Here is a 17430-nt window from a genome sequence, read left to right as displayed (position 1 = left end):
TAAAATTAATGGTTACTTTTTTGAATATTGTTGTCTACGGATGCTCTTTTTTCGCATGGCATGCCCATAAACTGATAGTGGATGGCATCTTTAGGGCAGGCTTTTATACATGCTCCGCATCGTATGCATTCCGGATGATCCGGGGTCTTAAGCACATCAACATCCATTTTACAGGCATTGGAACATTGACCGCATCCGACACATTTACTGTTTTCAACCTTAATTTTAAGAAAGCTGACCTTGTTAAACAGTGAGTAGATTGCCCCGAGAGGACAAATCCATTTGCAGAAGGGTCTGTAAAACAAAATACTTAACACAACAACTGTAATTAAAATAAGGCATTTAAAAGAAAATAGCTTTCCCAGTGCAGATCGTATGGCAACATTTCCCAGTGAAAGAGGTATAGCCCCTTCCAGAACGCCTTGAGGACAAATGTATTTGCAGAAGAACGGATCCCCCATCCCAATGGAGTTCGTTACAAACATTGGCAGAAGTATAACGAAAACAATAAGGATAAGATATTTCAGGTATCTTAGTGGTTTCAGCCGGGCTGTAGAAAATTTTTTCCCGGGAATTTTATGGATTAAATCCTGAAACCATCCAAACGGACACAAAAAACCACATATAAATCGCCCAAGTGTCACACCGAGTAAAATAAAAAATCCTGTTATGTAGTATGAAAATTTAAATCGCGATGAACCGACAACTGCCTGAAAAGCTCCGATAGGACAGGCTCCGGATGCAGCGGGACAGGAATAACAGTTTAATCCGGGTACACATACCGTTTTAGCACTGCCCTGATATATTTTACCCTTGAATAAATTGGGAATATGAATATTAGTAAGCAGCGTGGCAGCTGCCTGTATCCATCCACGTATTCCAGCAGCTCTTTTTGATATTATTTTTTTATTCTTATCCAATTCCGACACACTCCAGACATAATTTTATCGCTTTGCCAAGTACGGCAGCTGCTTCACCTCTGATTGCACCATAGCTGACCATAGTGATACCGGTGATAAGCAAGGCAATTTGAGATATTTTTTGACACTTCAAGATATTGTTGCTCCTTTCATTTGTTGAATTTATTGACCTGCTGACCTGGGTATTATACAATAGCAGTTGTAAAATTTTTGTTAAGAAACAGGTGAAAGCTCTTGAGATTATTAATAGTTGAAGATGAGAAACAAATATGTGACACAATTGCAAAAAGTCTGTATGATGCCGGTTACGAGGTGGATACCTGCTATGACGGGGAAGAGGCACTGGAATGCATTCTGGCGGAGGATTATGATTTGATTGTTCTGGATCTGAATCTGCCGGGTATGGATGGAATGGACATTTTAAGGGAACTTAGACAGAAAAATGAGGAGACGAAGGTCCTGATATTATCTGCAAGAGGACAGATTGCCGATAAGGTTGAGGGACTGGATGCAGGTGCAAACGATTATATGGAAAAACCGTTTCATTTGCAGGAACTTGAGGCACGTATCAGAAGCCTGACAAGAAGAAAATTTGTGCAGAAGGATATATGCCTGGAAAGTGGTGAAATTAAGTTCAATACGATAAGACGCGAGGCATATGCAAAAGGGAAAATGGTTCCCCTGACAAGAAAAGAAAATGGTATTCTGGAATACCTTCTTCTTAATCTTGGCAGACCGGTCAGCCAGGAGGAACTGATAGAGCATGTCTGGGATGCATCCGTGGATAGCTTTAGCGGCTCCATCAGAGTGCATATGTCGTCACTCAGAAGAAAACTAAAGTCCGTGCTTGGATATGATCCGGTTTTGAACAAGGTGGGAGAGGGGTATAAAATACGAGAGGAGTCCGATAAATGAGAAGAATGTCGCTGCAGTGGAGGCTTACCTGTATCATTACATTATATATTGCGGTAATATGTGGATGCCTGACTATGCTGGTCTATAAAAACGGTGTGTATTATATGGATTCCCTGCAGGAGACTGTTGATGCACAGGGAGATGGGAATGGAAATGAATCAGACGAAATATATATCAGTATTCCGGAAGACAAGTGGGACGAATTTGCAAATGATTTTTCGGTCCAGGTATATAACAATAAGACGGATTACAAAAAAAGCAGCCTGATAATTTCAGCTTTATTGGCACTTCTTGGTGGAGTGGCTACATATTTTATAAGTGGGCGTGCCCTCAGACCGATTAGAGAGTTTTCGGATAAAATCGAAGAAGTACAGGCACAGAATCTGGCAGATTCACGGATAGAAGAGAATCAGGTGAAAGAACTGAACCAGCTTAGTGCTTCATATAACAAAATGCTGGAACGCCTTTCGGATGCCTTTGAGATACAAAGACAATTTACCGCAAATGCAGCACATGAGCTTCGAACCCCGCTGTCTTTAATGCAGGTACAGCTTGATTTATATAATTCCGCCAGACATCCGGGCAATGATACAGATACTTTACAGACGATAAAGATGGTTACGGAACAGAATGACAGGCTCAGCAGGATGGTAAAGACACTTCTTGACATGAGCGAACTTCAGACGGTGGGGAGAGATGAGAAAATTGCAGTTGACGCTCTCATTGATGAAGTGCTGGCAGATTTGGAACCTCTTGCACAGGAAAAAAATATAAAGCTTGCTGGAAAATGCAAGAATACAACAATGGTCGGAAGTGATATTCTTATTTACAGGCTGGTATATAATCTTGTTGAAAATGCAATAAAATATAATCATTCAGGTGGACAGGTTACAGTTACTGCGTATCAGAAGGAAAAGCATGTTTATCTGTCAGTAGAGGATACAGGAAGTGGAATCCCGGAGGAACTACGGGAGCGCGTGTTTGAACCATTCTTCCGTGTGGATAAATCCAGAAGCAGGGAACTGGGGGGCGTAGGTCTGGGACTTGCTTTGGTTCATGAAATTGTGAGAGTGCATGATGGCAGTATAACAGTTAAGGCCAGTCCGTCTGGAGGGACGATTTTTGATGTGATTTTTTAAAGAGAATATATCTGATGTGCTTTTGAACAGCCAGGAATGGGAGGAAAGAAAATGCCGGAACGAAAAATAGTCCGTACAGCCAATGAAGATTTACCGGTAATTAAGGAAATGAATGCAGCCAGTAAAATGAAACTGGAAAAAAGAATGATAAACCTGTCCTTTATTGGAAGTGTACTCTTTGTAGCAGCAGAAGGAGTTATGGCATATATCAGTCATTCCCATGCAATACTGATGGACTGCGTATTTGATGTGACAGATTTAATAATGATAGGACCGTTTCTGGTGCTGGTGCCACTGTTGTACCGGCCGGTAACGGAACGCAGACCATATGGATTTTCCCAGGTGGAATCGTTATTTCTGGTAATCAAGTACAGTGTGCTTTTAGTAGTTACCATCCAGCTTTTAATTGACAGTGTTCAAAGCATTCTGCATGGTGGACATATGGTAAATGCCAGCCAGCTTGCAGGCTTTGAGTTTGGTGTATTTGCCGGCTGCCTTGTCATTTATTTCCTGCTTCATTATTTCAGTAAACGGTATGCATCCGTAGTGGTAAAAGCGGAAATGTATAACTGGAAACTGGATGTAGTCAGCAGTTTTGGCGTATCCGCCGCATTCTTCGGACAGTTCCTGCTGCAGAAGACACCGTACGAATGGCTGGCACCGTACATAGACCCGGTAGTAGCAATTGTGATGGCATTAATCTTAATTGTAGAACCGGTGAAAATGATATTGCATGGACTCAGGGAGCTGGTGCTCTTTGCACCGGAGCAGGAAGTGATGGACCAGATACGTTCCATAGCAGAACAATATATGCAGACCTGTTCCTATACGATAGAATTTTTGGATGTCATCCAGACCGGACGAAAAACCTGGGTGGAAATATACATAGACAGTCCCAATGATATTATTACAATGCAGTCCCTCACCAGAATCAGAAATGGAATCCGGGAGGAATTAAAGAAATACTTTGACCAGATTTATGTAGAACTGATACCGGATTTGCCGGAATAAAAATAATACCGGACACAGGTGCCGGAGTGTATAAAAAGTGCCGATGGAATATTCCACCGGCACTTTTTATGAAACGGAGATGGCGGGATTCGAACCCGCGTGCCCCGGAGGGCTAACGCATTTCGAGTGCGCCCCGTTATGACCACTTCGATACATCTCCAGATAAAAAAGAGTGCATACACTTTGTTGGATTCGTGTGGTAAAGTGTTTTGCACAATAACATATATATCATACAATATTTTCCTGCCGGATGCAAGCAGATTTCATTGACAGACCCGGCAAATGCCCGTATAATATTATTTATATTGGTTATAGTGACCATAAGTAGGAGGATTAGACAAATGAATAATGAAAAAGAGTTCAAGCCGTATATTCCGGCAGACAAAGTTTTGCCGGAGCTTACGCCAATCTCTATTATTCTGGGTATCCTGCTGGCCGTAGTTTTCGGTGGAGCAAATGCATACTTAGGACTTAGAGTAGGAATGACAGTGTCGGCATCCATACCGGCAGCGGTAATTTCCATGGGAATTATCCGCGTAATTTTAAGAAGGGACTCCATTCTGGAGAATAACATGGTACAGACCATCGGTTCTGCCGGAGAGTCTCTTGCAGCAGGAGCAATCTTTACACTTCCGGCTCTGTTCATGTGGGCAGAGGAAGGTGGCACAAGCATGCCATCTTTAGTGGAAATCGCATTGATTGCATTAATCGGTGGTGTTATCGGAGTTATGTTTATGATTCCACTTCGTAGTGCGTTAATCGTACAGGAGCATGGAAAGCTTCCTTATCCGGAAGGAAAAGCATGTGCAGAAGTGCTGGTAGCCGGAGAAGAAGGCGGAGCAAAAGCAAGTACCGTATTTGCTGGTCTGGGAATTGCAGCAGCATACAAATTCATCACAGATGGTTTGAAAGTATTCCCGAGTGAAGTGACTTATGAAATCAAATCTTACAAGGGTTCCGGAATCGGAATGGATGTACTTCCGGCACTTCTTGGAGTTGGTTATATCTGTGGAGCCAGAGTATCTTCCTACATTTTTGCAGGTGGAGTAATCGGCTGGTTCGTACTGATGCCGTTAATCGCACTCTTTGGCGCAGACCTTACCATTTTCCCGGCAAGTGTTCCGGTATCTGAACTTGGCGCAGCAGGAATCTGGTCAAACTATATCCGTTACATTGGAGCAGGAGCAGTTGCTGCAGGCGGAATCATCAGTCTGGTAAAGAATCTGCCACTTATCGCAAAGACCTTCCGTCAGGCATTAAAGAGCTACGGAAGCAAAGGAAATGGCGACAACAGCCGTCTCAATAAAGATATTCCAATAAATATCGTAATTCTTACGATTGGAATCATGGCTATTATCATGTGGCTGGTTCCGGCAGTTCCGGTAAGCCTTCTTGGAGCAATTATTATTGTAATCTTCGGATTCTTCTTTGCAACCGTATCATCCAGAATGGTTGGTATCGTAGGAAGTTCTAATAACCCGGTATCCGGAATGGCAATTGCAACACTGCTTATCACAACTATGATTTTAAAAGCAACCGGAACCATCGGAATGCCTGGAATGGTAGCTTCTATTGCAATCGGTTCTGTCATCTGTATCATCGCAGCAATCGCCGGAGATACATCCCAGGATTTAAAAACCGGTTATCTGGTAGGAGCAACACCTTGGAAACAGCAGGTTGGTGAAATCATCGGTGTAGCAGCATCTGCTATTGCAATCGGTGGAGTATTATATCTGTTAAATGCAGCATGGAGCTATGGTTCCTCATCAATCCCTGCACCGCAGGCAACCTTGATGAAGATGGTAGTAGAAGGAGTTATGGGCGGAAACCTTCCTTGGGTACTGGTATTTGCAGGTGTTGGTATTGCAGTAGTAGTAGAAATCCTTGGAATTCCGGTATTGCCATTTGCAGTAGGTCTTTACCTTCCGATTTACTTAAGCACACCAATGATTGTTGGTGGATTAATCCGCTTATACTTCGATAAGAAGAAGGGTGAATCTGAAGAAGAGAAGAAACGCAAAGTGGAAAATGGAGTGCTTTACTCATCCGGTCTGATTGCCGGAGAGGGACTGGTAGGAATTCTCCTTGCAGTCTGTGCAGTCATTCCATTCAAGGGAGAGACCTTTGCAGATGCATTTAACTTATCTGCAATATTCGGTTTCAGTTTAGGAAACATTGGCGGACTGGTATTCTTTGCATTACTTGCTGTAACCTTAATCCTTTTCATCCGTGGAAAGAAGAAAAAAGAAAATTAAAAACAGAATAAAGTAGTTCTTACATCTGCCGTCTTGCGAAAAGGCGGCAGATGTTTTATACTGCTAGCGAAGATAACAGGAGGCAATATGGCAAAGAAAAAAGACAATTATTTAGATTATATCCCACGTCCGAATACATTATTTGAATGTAATAAGAACAAAGATGGCAAAATAGAAATAAAAATGCATAACAAAGGTGTGTTTAACAAAATCGCACAGGTATTATTTAAGAAACCGAAATACAGCTATATCGAGCTGGATGAATTCGGCAGCTTCGTGTGGGAGCAGATGGATGGAAAGAAAACCATCTATGAGATTGGTACACTGGTAAAAGAAAAATTCGGCGACAAGGCAGAACCTCTTTACGAGAGACTGTCCCAGTATATCAAGATTCTGCATAACAACCATTTTATCGTATATGAGAATAAATTAAGAAAGAAGGAATCATAATGAGCACATTAGCAGGCTTAGAACCAAAAGAGGTATTTCATTATTTTGAAGAAATCAGCAATATTCCACGTCCATCCTATAAAGAGGAGAAAATCAGCAATTATCTGGTAAACTTCGCAAAGGAACGGAACTTAGAATATTATCAGGATGAAGTAAAAAATGTCATTATCATCAAAGAGGCAGCACCGGGCTATGAAGATGTTGCACCGCTGATGATTCAGGGACATATGGATATGGTGTGCGAGAAAGAACCGGGCAGCACCATCGATTTTGAAAATGACGGACTGACACTGGAAGTAAATGGAGATTATATCAGTGCAAAGGGAACAACCCTTGGCGGCGACGATGGAATTGCAGTTGCATACGCATTGGCAATCTTAGACTCTGACAGTATTGCGCATCCGCGTATCGAATTTATCTGTACCGTGTCCGAAGAGGTTGGCATGGAAGGTGCCGTAGCACTGAATGTTTCCCACTTGAAAGCCAAGAAGCTTCTGAACCTAGATTCTGAAAATGAAGGAATCATGCTGGTAAGCTGTGCCGGTGGATGCAGCACCGTATGTGAGCTTCCGGCGGAATGGGAAAAGAGCGCAGGAAATCTTGTTTCTATTCATGTGGCAGGCTTAAAGGGCGGACATTCCGGCGTGGAAATTGACAAAGGAAGAGCCAACTCCAACATTTTACTGGGAAGAATTCTTTTGGAATTAAAAGATGAATATCATTATCAGATAGCAGCATTATCCGGCGGAAATAAGCAGAATGCCATTCCAAGAGAAAGTGCAGCAGAGCTTATGGTACAGGAAGATGCCACACAGCTTGTCCATAAAATAGAAGAAATTGCAGAGAAAATCACCCATGAATTTTCCACCAGTGACCCGGATATCCAGATATCCGTAGCAGTAGAAGAAAACTGTGAGAAGGAAGTATTAACAGAAGCTGCGGCAAGAAAAACAGTGCTTTTAATCAACCTGCTTCCAAATGGAATTCTTCGCATGAGTGATGACATCAAGGGACTGGTAGAGACTTCTTTAAACCTCGGCGTTCTGACTCTGGAAAAAGATAAGCTGACTCTGCAGTATGCCGTAAGAAGTGCAGTGGGAACCGCAAAAGAATATCTTTTGAAACGTATTGCTGCGCTGGTGGAAGAGTTTGGCGGAAGAGTCACCAATACCGGTAATTATCCTGCGTGGGAATACCGCAGGGATTCTGTACTCCGGGATGATATGGTCCGCATTTTCAAGGAAATGTATGGAAAAGAGCCGACCGTAGAAGCAATTCATGCCGGACTTGAGTGTGGCATTTTAGCAGGTAAGATTGACGGACTGGATGCTGTCTCCATCGGACCGGATATGATTGCCATTCATACCACAGAGGAGAAATTAAGCATTTCTTCCACAAAGAGAGTATGGGATTATATCTTAAAAGTAATTGCCTGTAAATAAATTGCTTAAGCGGGCATTATAGCTTGTACCCTAAAAAAAAATATATTATAATATATTTTGGATGTGTGGGCGTATGCACAACAATAAGCAAAGAAAGGGATGCAGCAAATGAAAAGAATAGGTATGTTGACCAGCGGCGGAGACTGTCAGGCATTAAATGCAGCAATGCGTAGCGTGGTAAAAGGATTAAGTCATAATGTGGATGAGTTGGAAATCTACGGTTTTTATAATGGTTACAAGGGATTGATTTATGGCGATTACCGTCTGCTTACATCAAAGGATTTTTCAGGAATCCTTACCAAGGGCGGAACTATCTTAGGTTCTTCCAGACAGCCATTTAAACTGATGCGTGTGCCGGATGAGAACGGGCTGGATAAGGTGGAAGCAATGAAGCAGACCTATCATAAACTGAAACTGGATTGTCTGGTAATCCTTGGCGGAAACGGAACACAGAAGACTGCCAATCTCCTTCGGGAAGAGGGATTAAATGTCATCCATCTGCCGAAGACCATCGACAATGATATCTATGGAACAGACATTACCTTTGGTTTCTATAGTGCAATCAATGTAGCATGTGCAGCTATTGATTGTATACACACAACAGCAGCATCCCATAATCGTGTCTTTATCGTAGAAGTCATGGGACATAAAGTGGGCTGGCTGACCCTGTACGCAGGTGTTGCCAGTGGAGCAGATATCATATTACTGCCGGAAATCCCATATGATATTGATAAAGTCATCGAAGCAATAGATAAGAGAACCAGGGATGGAAAAGGCTTTACCATTCTTGCGGTAGCAGAGGGTGCTATTTCCAAGGAAGATGCAGCACTTTCCAAGAAAGAATACAAAGAGAAGTTAAAGAATTATAAATATCCGTCTGTATCCTATGAGATTGCAGACCAGATTGAGAAACGCAGTGGCACCGAAGTACGTGTAACCGTACCGGGCCATACCCAGCGCGGTGGCAGTCCATGCCCATATGACCGTGCACTCTGTACACGACTTGGTGCAGCAGCAGCCCAGGCAATCATTGATGAAGATTACGGATACATGATTGCGATGATTAATGATAAGACAAAGCGTGTTCCACTGAAGGATGTGGCTGGCAAGTTAAAGACTGTTGACCCGGATTGTCAGATGATTAAAGAAGCAAAGACCATTGGAATCAGCTTTGGAGATTAAGAGAAGCGAGGATGGAATAGATGTCATACATGGCACTTTACCGTAAGTTCCGCCCACAGGAATTCGCGGATGTCAAAGGACAGGAGCATATAGTAACAACCTTAAAGAACCAGATAAAGGCAGACCGTATCGGCCATGCATATCTGTTCTGTGGAACGAGAGGAACCGGTAAGACAACTATCGCAAAAATATTTGCCAAGGCAGTCAACTGCGAACATCCCGTAGATGGAAGCCCTTGTGGAGAATGTGCAAGCTGTAAAGCAATTGCGGCAGGAAGTTCCATGAATGTTATCGAAATTGATGCGGCATCCAATAACGGCGTAGATAATATCCGTGAAATCCGGGAAGAGGTAGCATACCGCCCGACAGAAGGAAAATACAAAGTTTATATCATAGACGAGGTGCACATGCTCTCCATCGGAGCCTTTAACGCTTTGTTGAAGACCCTGGAAGAGCCGCCTTCCTATGTCATTTTTATACTGGCAACCACGGAAGCCCATAAGATACCGATTACGATTCTTTCGAGATGTCAGCGGTATGATTTTCGGAGAATTTCCATTGAGACCATATCAGACCGTCTGATGGAACTGATGGAAAAGGAAAATGTGGAAGTGGAAGAGCGGGCAATCCGTTATATTGCTAAAGCGGCAGACGGCTCCATGCGGGATGCCTTAAGCCTTTTAGACCAGTGCATCGCTTTTTATCTAGGACAGAAGCTGACCTATGACCATGTGTTAGAGGTGCTGGGTGCGGTAGATACGGAAGTCTTTTCCAAATTACTGCGGAAAGTGCTGGCAGAAGATGTGGCCGGTGCTATTTCGCAGTTAGAAGAGCTGGTCATCGAAGGAAGAGATTTAGGACAGTTTGTCAATGACTTTACCTGGTATTTAAGAAACCTGCTTTTGTTAAAAGGCTCAGACGATATGGAAGAAGTCTTAGATATGTCTTCTGAGAACATGGCACTTTTAAAAGAAGAAGCCCGGTTGGTAGAAGCGGATGTGCTGATGCGGTATATCCGGATTTTCTCCGAGCTGTCCAATCAGGTAAAATATTCTTCCCAGAAACGAATCTTAATTGAAATTGCAATTATAAAATTATGTAAACCTGCAATGGAGACCAACATGGATTCCATTACAGACCGGTTAGCAAAGTTGGAAAAGAAGATGGAGCAGGGGATTCCCATGGCAGCACCGGTGAATACCGCAGCACAGCCGGCCGAGGCAGCAGCACCGGTCAGCCGTCCACCAATGCCAAAAGCAATACCGGAAGATGTGGAACAGATTGTAAAGAACTGGAATTCCATTCTGCCGAAGATGAGCGGCGTGGTGCGCACCTATCTTAAGTCGGCACATTTAAGTCTTGGCGGAGATGACCGTCTGATGATTGTACTGGATGACCCGGTTGCAGCAGGCTACGTGGAAGAAGAAGGTCACAGAAATGAAATCCGACAGGTGATTTCTGATTATATAGAAAAAGAAGTGGAGATTCAGATTCAGCAGAATCAGTCGAATCGTCCGTTTGAAGAATCCTATGTGGATTTGTCACAGATAATCAATATGGATATAACCATTGAAGATGAATAAAATACAGGAGGAAATGGAAACATGGCAAAAAGAGGCGGAGGATTTCCAGGCGGAATGCCGGGAAATATGGGAAACCTTATGAAACAGGCACAGAAGATGCAGCGCCAGATGGAAGAGGCATCCAAGGAGTTAGAGGAGAAAGAAGTAACAGCCGCAGCAGGTGGCGGTGCAGTTGAGGTTACAGTCTCCGGTAAGAAAGAAGTAACCAAAGTAAAGATTGATCCGGAAGCAGTTGACCCGGATGATGTAGAAATGTTAGAAGACATGATTATGGCAGCAACCAATGAGGCACTGCGCCAGATTGAAGAATATTCCCAGCAGTCCATGTCCAAGATTACCGGTGGCATGGGTGGACTTGGCGGCGGATTCCCATTCTAATCAGCTGGAAGAGAAGAGGAAGCAGAATGGACTATTACAGCAGTCAGATAAGCCGTCTGATAGAACAACTTTCCGGCTTGCCGGGAATTGGACCAAAGTCGGCGCAGAGACTGGCATTTCATATTTTGAATATGCCGGAAGAAAATGTGGAAAAATTAAGTCATTCCATATTAGATGCAAGACAGAATATACACTACTGCAAAGAGTGCCTGACCCTGACCGATGATGAACTCTGTCCGATATGCAAAAATCCCCAGAGGGATCACAGCGTAATCATGGTAGTAGAGGACACCAGGGATTTGGCAGCTTATGAGAAAACTGGAAAATATGAAGGAGTATATCATGTACTTCATGGGGCAATATCTCCGATGCTTGGAATCGGACCGAATGACATTAAGCTCAAGGAGCTGATACATCGGCTGGAGGGTGATGTAAGAGAAGTCATCATCGCCACCAATTCAAGCTTAGAGGGAGAGACAACAGCAATGTATATCAGCAAGCTGGTGAAACCGACCGGAATCAAGGTCTCAAGAATTGCCAGCGGCGTCCCTGTGGGAGGGGATTTGGAATACATTGACGAGGTAACATTACTTCGCGCGTTAGAGGGACGTGTGGAGTTGTAATGGATACAAACAAGCTTATTCATGAGAAAGGTTAAGTAAAATGACGAATGCAGAGTTGGAAAAAAAGGCAAATGAAGTAAGACAAAGTATTGTTACGGCATTGCACAGTGCAAAATCCGGACATCCAGGCGGATCACTTTCCGCAGCAGATATTATGACATATCTGTATTTTGAAGAGATGAATGTGGATCCGAAGAATCCGAAGATGGCAGACCGCGACAGATTTGTGCTGTCGAAAGGACATGTAGCTCCGGCATTATATTCTGTACTGGCACACAAAGGATATTTTCCGGTAGAAGATCTTGTGACACTGCGTCATACAGGTTCTTATTTACAGGGACATCCGGATATGAAACATATTCCGGGTGTTGATATGTCTGCAGGTTCCTTAGGACAGGGATTGTCCTGCGCAGTAGGAATGGCACAGGCTGGTAAGATGGATGATAAGGATTACCAGGTGTATGCAATGTGTGGTGATGGTGAGATTCAGGAAGGACAAATCTGGGAAGCTGCCATGTGGGCAGGCGCACATCACTTAGACAACCTGACTGTAATCGTAGATAACAATAACCTTCAGATAGATGGAACGGTAGAAGAAGTATGTTCTCCATATCCGATTGATAAGAAATTTGAAGCATTCAATTTCCATGTAATCAATATCAATGGAAATGATATGGAAGAAATCCGTAATGCCTTTGCAGAAGCAAAGAAAGTAAAAGGCATGCCGGTTGCAATCATCGCAAAGACCACCAAAGGAAAAGGAGTTTCCTTTATGGAAAATCAGGTGGGTTGGCATGGAAAAGCTCCAAATGACGAGCAGTACGAACAGGCAATGGAAGAATTGAAGAAAGCAGGTGAAGCATTATGTCAGAAGTAAAGAAGATTGCAACAAGAGAAAGCTACGGTAATGCTTTAGTAGAACTGGGCAGGGAACACACAGACCTTGTAGTATTAGATGCCGATTTGGCAGGTGCAACCAAGACGGAAATCTTCAAGAAAGCATTTCCGGAACGTTTCTTGGACTGTGGAATTGCAGAAGCAAATATGGCTGGAATCGCAGCAGGACTTTCTACCTGCGGTAAAGTTCCATTCATGAGTTCCTTTGCAATGTTTGCAGCAGGACGTGCTTATGAGCAGGTGCGTAACGCAATCGGATATCCACACCTGAATGTAAAAATCGGTGCAACCCATGCAGGAATCTCTGTAGGAGAAGACGGTGCAACCCACCAGTGCTTAGAAGACCTTGCACTGATGCGTGAAATTCCTGGAATGGTAGTGATCAATCCGAGTGATGATATTGAAGCAAAAGCTGCAGTAAAAGCGGCATATGAACATGTAGGACCGGTTTACCTCCGCTTTGGCAGACTTGCAATTCCTGTATTTAACGATAACGAAGATTACAAATTCGAAATCGGAAAAGGAATCGTCTTAAAAGAAGGAAAAGATGTTACCATCTTTGCAACCGGACTGGAAGTAAGTGAGACATTAGCAGCAGAGAAAATGTTGGCAGCAGATGGCATTGATGCAGAGATTATCAACATCCATACCATTAAGCCAATCGATGCAGAATTAGTTGCTGCATCAGCCGCTAAGACAGGCAAAGTCGTAACCGTAGAAGAACATTCCATCATCGGTGGACTTGGAAGTGCTGTATGTGAAGTCCTTTGCGAGAAAGCGCCGGCCAAAGTGCTCCGCATTGGCGTAAATGATACCTTTGGCGAGTCAGGCCCGGCACCGGAACTGATTGCAAAATACGGACTGGATGCAGAAAGTATCTACAAAAAGGTAAAAGCCTTTGTAAAAGAAAACTAAAAAAGACAAAAAGGAAAGCTGTCACTGAAAAAGTGGCAGCTTTTTTCGTAAAAACCTGTCAGAAACTTCATTTTTCGCCATCCATGATATGGCAAAAAATCCGCCGCCTCTGTGTTATGGTTGTCCCAGGACAAGAGGAAAGGGGCGGCAGAAGTGATAGAGATTATACAACGGAAGGAAATAGAAAATTCAGCAACAGGAAATGCACCGGCAGGAAATACCGCAACAGGAAATATAGTGACAGAAAATAGAAGAACGAACGAGAAGGCGGAGGATACGGCAACGTTTCCACGAAATTTCCGCCAGATTGGGACGCCAGAGGGTGAAAAACACATTTTCATAGAAGATTATGTATACACCTATCTGCATCCGGCATTTCTCGGAATGAATGAACGGCGGGTATGCATTCTGGTGGGCAGAATCGAGCAGTATGGTAAAAATACAAACATTTATGTAAACGGTGCATTTGAATTGCCAGAAATTGCATATTGTGGGACAGCTCCGGTCTTTCAGGAGAAAATCCGGACAGAAATATGCACCTTAATTAAACGCTATTTTGATGGAAGCACCCTGCTGGGCTGGTTTTATGATGAGAAGGGGACAGCACCCTGCCTGACACCGGAACTGGAACGGATACTGAAAAATTTCTTTGGTGGAAACAATAGACTTCTGCTGCTGTCGGATTCCCTGGAAAAAGAAGAAACGTTATACATATATGAAGATGGAGCCGTTCATAAAAAAGAAGGCTATTATATCTATTATGAACGCAACCAGGCGATGCAGGAGTATATGATAGTATCGCGGAAAGACACACCGCAGGAAGTGAAACCGGAGGAGGTCCGGGATGAGGCATTAAAAAACTACCGGGAGCTGGTCTTAAACAGACCAAAAAAGAATTTTCAACTGCCGGCATTTCATTCACTGGTTTATGGAAGTGGTCTTCTGGTGGTCATTGCAATTATAGTCGTCGGCATCAGCATGTTTAATAATTATGAGAAAATGAAGAAATTAGAAACTGCAGTCAGCGTCATGGAACAGAAAAATGATTCATCAGGAACAGACCCTGCACCGGATACGGAAACCCAGACAAAGCTGGTCATCGAGGACCTTGCGGGACAGGTAGAACCAACAGAAAAAGAGAATGCAGAAAACTTACAGGTTGCGGACGACACGGCAGCACAGGATAACACGGCAGCACAGGATAACACGGCAGCACAGGATAACACGGCAGCACCAGATAATACATCTGACCAGGCAGCATCCGCAAGTACGCAGCCCCAGTCTGAGGCGGAAATTATATTGCAGCAGGGCTATTATATCGTGCAGCCGGGAGACAGCATGATTTCCATCAGTAAAAAGATATATCAGGATGCTTCCCATGTGGCAGATTTGTGTGCGGCAAATGGGATTGAAAATGTCGATAATATAAAGGTTGGCGAAAAATTAATACTTCCATAAGAAAAAAATAATGCCGAAACATGGAATATAGGCTATAATCAATAGAAGAGTGAAGAGAACAGCAGGAGTTAAGAAACAGAAATGGCAGATAAAACACAGTTTCGTACCATCGAAACAGACGAAGAAGAACTGAATACCAAAATACGGAAACATCGTTTGAAAATAATAAAAATCATATTGTTGTTGCTGGCACTGGCAGCTGTTGCAGCATTGGGGATTTTCTTTTTTCAGAAATTGCGGAAATATAATAGTTACACGGTAGAAAAAAGCGTGGAACGTCAGGACACTGCTGGAAGCCAGTTTCTTGCATATGGAAATGGTTTTATCAAATATAGTAACGATGGGGCAATTTATACCGACGCCAATGATGAAGTGTACTGGAACCAGACCTATGAGATGAAAGAACCAATGGCAGATGTCTGTGAGGATTATGTGGCATTGGCAGATAGGGGCGGAACTGAAATCTATATCATGAATCAGGCGGGAATGCAGGGCAAAATTGAGACACCGATGAACATCTCCAGAATAAGCGTAGCCAACCAGGGCGTTGTGGCAGTATGGATGGAGAGTGACGGAGAGAATTACATCCGTATGTATGACCAAAATGGCAAAAATCTGGTGTCCGGCGCATTCTATACAGAAAAAAGCGGTTATCCGCTGGATATTTCCCTTTGCAATGATGGAAAGAAATTAGCAGTGTCCATGCTCACGGTCAATAATGGAGAAGTATGCAGCACAATCAAATTCTACAATTTTGGCTCAGTAGGACAAAATGAGATTGATTATATGGTAGGAAGCTTCGACTATCCGGATGTGATAATACCTCAGATAGAATTTACCGATAACAACCGTCTGGTGGCATTTGGCGATTCCAAAATTATTTTGTTCAGAGGTACCCAGAAACCGGAGCCGGATGATGAAATTGCGCTGAACCAGGAAATAAAGAGTGTATTTACCAGTGAAAATTATATTGGCATCATTTACAATAATGATGTGCAGGCAGAATCCGATACCGAAAGCACAGAAGAAAGCCGCCATATGGAAATTTATAATACCGGTGGCAAACATGTATTAAGCAAGGATTTTACCATGGATTATGAAAATGTGGACTTCCTTGGAAATGGAGAAATCTGTATCCGGAACGCCACAGAGTGTCAGATTTACAATACATATGGTGTAAAGAAATTTTCCTATACATTTGATACACCGCTGTATGATGTAATTTCAGACGGCAGCCAGAATGGTTATATATTTATAATGGAAGGAACAACAGAGAAGGTAAGACTGAAGTGAATTGGTTATTGATATGTGTGATTGGAATCCTGGTAGTATGTGCCCTGGAGGGATACTTCCGTGGATTTATAAAAATAGTATTCTCCCTGCTTGCAATGATTATCACCCTTGCAGTGGTGTCGGTTGCAGCTCCAAAGATTACAACCTATATAGAAGAAAACACAGAGCTGGATGAGAGAATCACGGAGAAATGCTTAGAGCATGTGGAAAAAAATGCGCAGGACCGGCTGGACCGGGAAGCACAGGAGAAGTCCGAAGAGACCAGACAGCAGTTAGAAGAAAATGGTATCAGTGGCGGAGAACTGGATGCCCTTATGGACAAAGCGGCAGAAGCGGGAAGTGATGCGGTCCATCAGGCACTGGCAGATAGCGGAGTTTATCAGGCAATGGCACAAAAAATCACGCATTTTATCATCAGTCTGATTGCCTGCATAGTGACATATGTGGTGGTATATCTGGTTCTTCATATTATTTTGAATGTGCTGGATCTGGTGGTGAAGCTTCCGGTTCTGAAAGGAATCAACCGGTTCATGGGAATGTTGGCAGGCGGTGTGAAAGGATTTCTTATAGTCTGGGTGGCATTTTATCTGATACATATTATGGCAGCCACAGAATGGGGCACGCGGCTGGTGACATATATCGGAGAAAATGAGTTCCTCGCATTTCTCTATCAGCATAATCTTCTGGTACAGATATTTACCGGAATTTTCTAAAATGTATAAAAAATTTAAAATGACATAAAAATATCAGCAAATAGATATTGTAGGATGAAAAAACAGAATCCACAATATCTATTGCTTTTTGTTAGAAACCACAAACCGCCTGAAAAAAGTGTGTAAAAAAACCGAAAAAAGGGTGTTGACATCCCGAAAATGACGTGCTATTATAAAACTCCACCGCGCAGGAAACGCCTGCCGCGGCGGGAGATAAGAATTAAAAAAATAAAAAAAGTTGTTGACAAAAGCTGAC

Annotated in this window: 17 protein-coding genes and 1 tRNA gene; 15 read left to right on the top strand and 3 right to left on the bottom strand. The window is 43.1% G+C overall.

Annotated features, from left to right (window positions below):
• Positions 1–5: 5 nt before the first annotated feature.
• A complete protein-coding gene (locus tag DWV68_RS09435) occupies positions 6–920 on the bottom strand; it encodes a 4Fe-4S binding protein (RefSeq protein ID WP_118057573.1) in 915 nt (304 codons plus the stop codon).
• Positions 913–1053, bottom strand: a complete 141-nt coding sequence (locus tag DWV68_RS09430) for a CD1871A family CXXC motif-containing protein (RefSeq protein WP_197420846.1) — start codon at positions 1051–1053, stop codon at positions 913–915. The genes DWV68_RS09435 and DWV68_RS09430 overlap by 8 nt, the downstream gene beginning before the upstream one ends.
• Before the next feature lie 101 nt (positions 1054–1154).
• Here DWV68_RS09430 and DWV68_RS09425 point away from each other — a divergent pair, with 101 nt between their 5' ends.
• Genes DWV68_RS09425 through DWV68_RS09415 form a run of 3 tightly spaced genes read left to right on the top strand, consistent with a single transcriptional unit; the run spans position 1155 to position 3985 of the window.
• The gene (locus DWV68_RS09425) at positions 1155–1835 is read left to right on the top strand and encodes a response regulator transcription factor (RefSeq protein WP_022244316.1); all 681 of its coding nucleotides are present in this window, start codon (positions 1155–1157) and stop codon (positions 1833–1835) included.
• Positions 1832–2974, top strand: a complete 1143-nt coding sequence (locus tag DWV68_RS09420) for a sensor histidine kinase (RefSeq protein ID WP_117842080.1) — start codon at positions 1832–1834, stop codon at positions 2972–2974. The genes DWV68_RS09425 and DWV68_RS09420 overlap by 4 nt, the downstream gene beginning before the upstream one ends.
• A 51-nt stretch (positions 2975–3025) precedes the next feature.
• The gene (locus DWV68_RS09415) at positions 3026–3985 is read left to right on the top strand and encodes a cation diffusion facilitator family transporter (protein WP_158575686.1); all 960 of its coding nucleotides are present in this window, start codon (positions 3026–3028) and stop codon (positions 3983–3985) included.
• A 74-nt stretch (positions 3986–4059) separates the two neighbouring features.
• Here the strand turns inward: DWV68_RS09415 and DWV68_RS09410 are convergent.
• Positions 4060–4145: transfer RNA gene (locus tag DWV68_RS09410), tRNA-Ser, on the bottom strand.
• Positions 4146–4326: 181 nt separating this feature from the next.
• Here DWV68_RS09410 and DWV68_RS09405 point away from each other — a divergent pair.
• The 12 genes from DWV68_RS09405 to DWV68_RS09350 all read left to right on the top strand — a co-directional run bounded on the left by DWV68_RS09405 (position 4327) and on the right by DWV68_RS09350 (position 17174).
• Positions 4327–6240, top strand: coding sequence for an OPT family oligopeptide transporter (locus DWV68_RS09405; RefSeq protein ID WP_118665623.1), 1914 nt, complete (start codon positions 4327–4329; stop codon positions 6238–6240).
• A gap of 87 nt (positions 6241–6327) precedes the next feature.
• Positions 6328–6690 (top strand): PqqD family protein, encoded by a 363-nt coding sequence (locus tag DWV68_RS09400; protein WP_118665621.1) that lies wholly within the window; start codon positions 6328–6330, stop codon positions 6688–6690.
• Complete coding sequence (locus DWV68_RS09395; RefSeq protein ID WP_118665619.1) at positions 6690–8132, top strand: aminoacyl-histidine dipeptidase; 1443 nt, start codon at positions 6690–6692, stop codon at positions 8130–8132. The genes DWV68_RS09400 and DWV68_RS09395 overlap by 1 nt, the downstream gene beginning before the upstream one ends.
• Before the next feature lie 108 nt (positions 8133–8240).
• The gene (locus DWV68_RS09390; protein WP_118544559.1) at positions 8241–9314 is read left to right on the top strand and encodes a 6-phosphofructokinase; all 1074 of its coding nucleotides are present in this window, start codon (positions 8241–8243) and stop codon (positions 9312–9314) included.
• Between the two features lie 20 nt (positions 9315–9334).
• Positions 9335–10897 (top strand): DNA polymerase III subunit gamma/tau, encoded by a 1563-nt coding sequence (dnaX, locus tag DWV68_RS09385; protein WP_118665617.1) that lies wholly within the window; start codon positions 9335–9337, stop codon positions 10895–10897.
• Between the two features lie 21 nt (positions 10898–10918).
• Positions 10919–11275, top strand: coding sequence for a YbaB/EbfC family nucleoid-associated protein (locus tag DWV68_RS09380; RefSeq protein ID WP_022244308.1), 357 nt, complete (start codon positions 10919–10921; stop codon positions 11273–11275).
• A gap of 26 nt (positions 11276–11301) precedes the next feature.
• Positions 11302–11898, top strand: coding sequence for a recombination mediator RecR (gene recR / locus DWV68_RS09375; protein ID WP_118057577.1), 597 nt, complete (start codon positions 11302–11304; stop codon positions 11896–11898).
• 40 nt (positions 11899–11938) lie between these two features.
• Positions 11939–12775, top strand: coding sequence for a transketolase (locus DWV68_RS09370; protein ID WP_022244306.1), 837 nt, complete (start codon positions 11939–11941; stop codon positions 12773–12775).
• Positions 12763–13710, top strand: a complete 948-nt coding sequence (locus DWV68_RS09365; protein ID WP_022244305.1) for a transketolase family protein — start codon at positions 12763–12765, stop codon at positions 13708–13710. The genes DWV68_RS09370 and DWV68_RS09365 overlap by 13 nt, the downstream gene beginning before the upstream one ends.
• A gap of 153 nt (positions 13711–13863) precedes the next feature.
• Positions 13864–15168, top strand: coding sequence for a LysM peptidoglycan-binding domain-containing protein (locus DWV68_RS09360; RefSeq protein ID WP_118665615.1), 1305 nt, complete (start codon positions 13864–13866; stop codon positions 15166–15168).
• Positions 15169–15249: 81 nt separating this feature from the next.
• Positions 15250–16461, top strand: a complete 1212-nt coding sequence (locus DWV68_RS09355; protein ID WP_117947531.1) for a DUF5711 family protein — start codon at positions 15250–15252, stop codon at positions 16459–16461.
• On the top strand, positions 16458–17174 hold the full coding sequence (locus tag DWV68_RS09350) for a CvpA family protein (RefSeq protein ID WP_118665613.1): 717 nt from the start codon (positions 16458–16460) through the stop codon (positions 17172–17174). Before DWV68_RS09355 ends, DWV68_RS09350 begins: the two co-directional genes overlap by 4 nt.
• The last annotated feature ends 256 nt before the right edge of the window (positions 17175–17430 follow it).

Source organism: Roseburia sp. AF12-17LB (assembly GCF_003479605.1).
Taxonomy (GTDB): domain Bacteria; phylum Bacillota; class Clostridia; order Lachnospirales; family Lachnospiraceae; genus Roseburia_C; species Roseburia_C amylophila.
The sequence above is the reverse complement of the archived record's forward strand: the minus strand, read 5'-3'. Positions and strand labels throughout refer to the sequence as shown.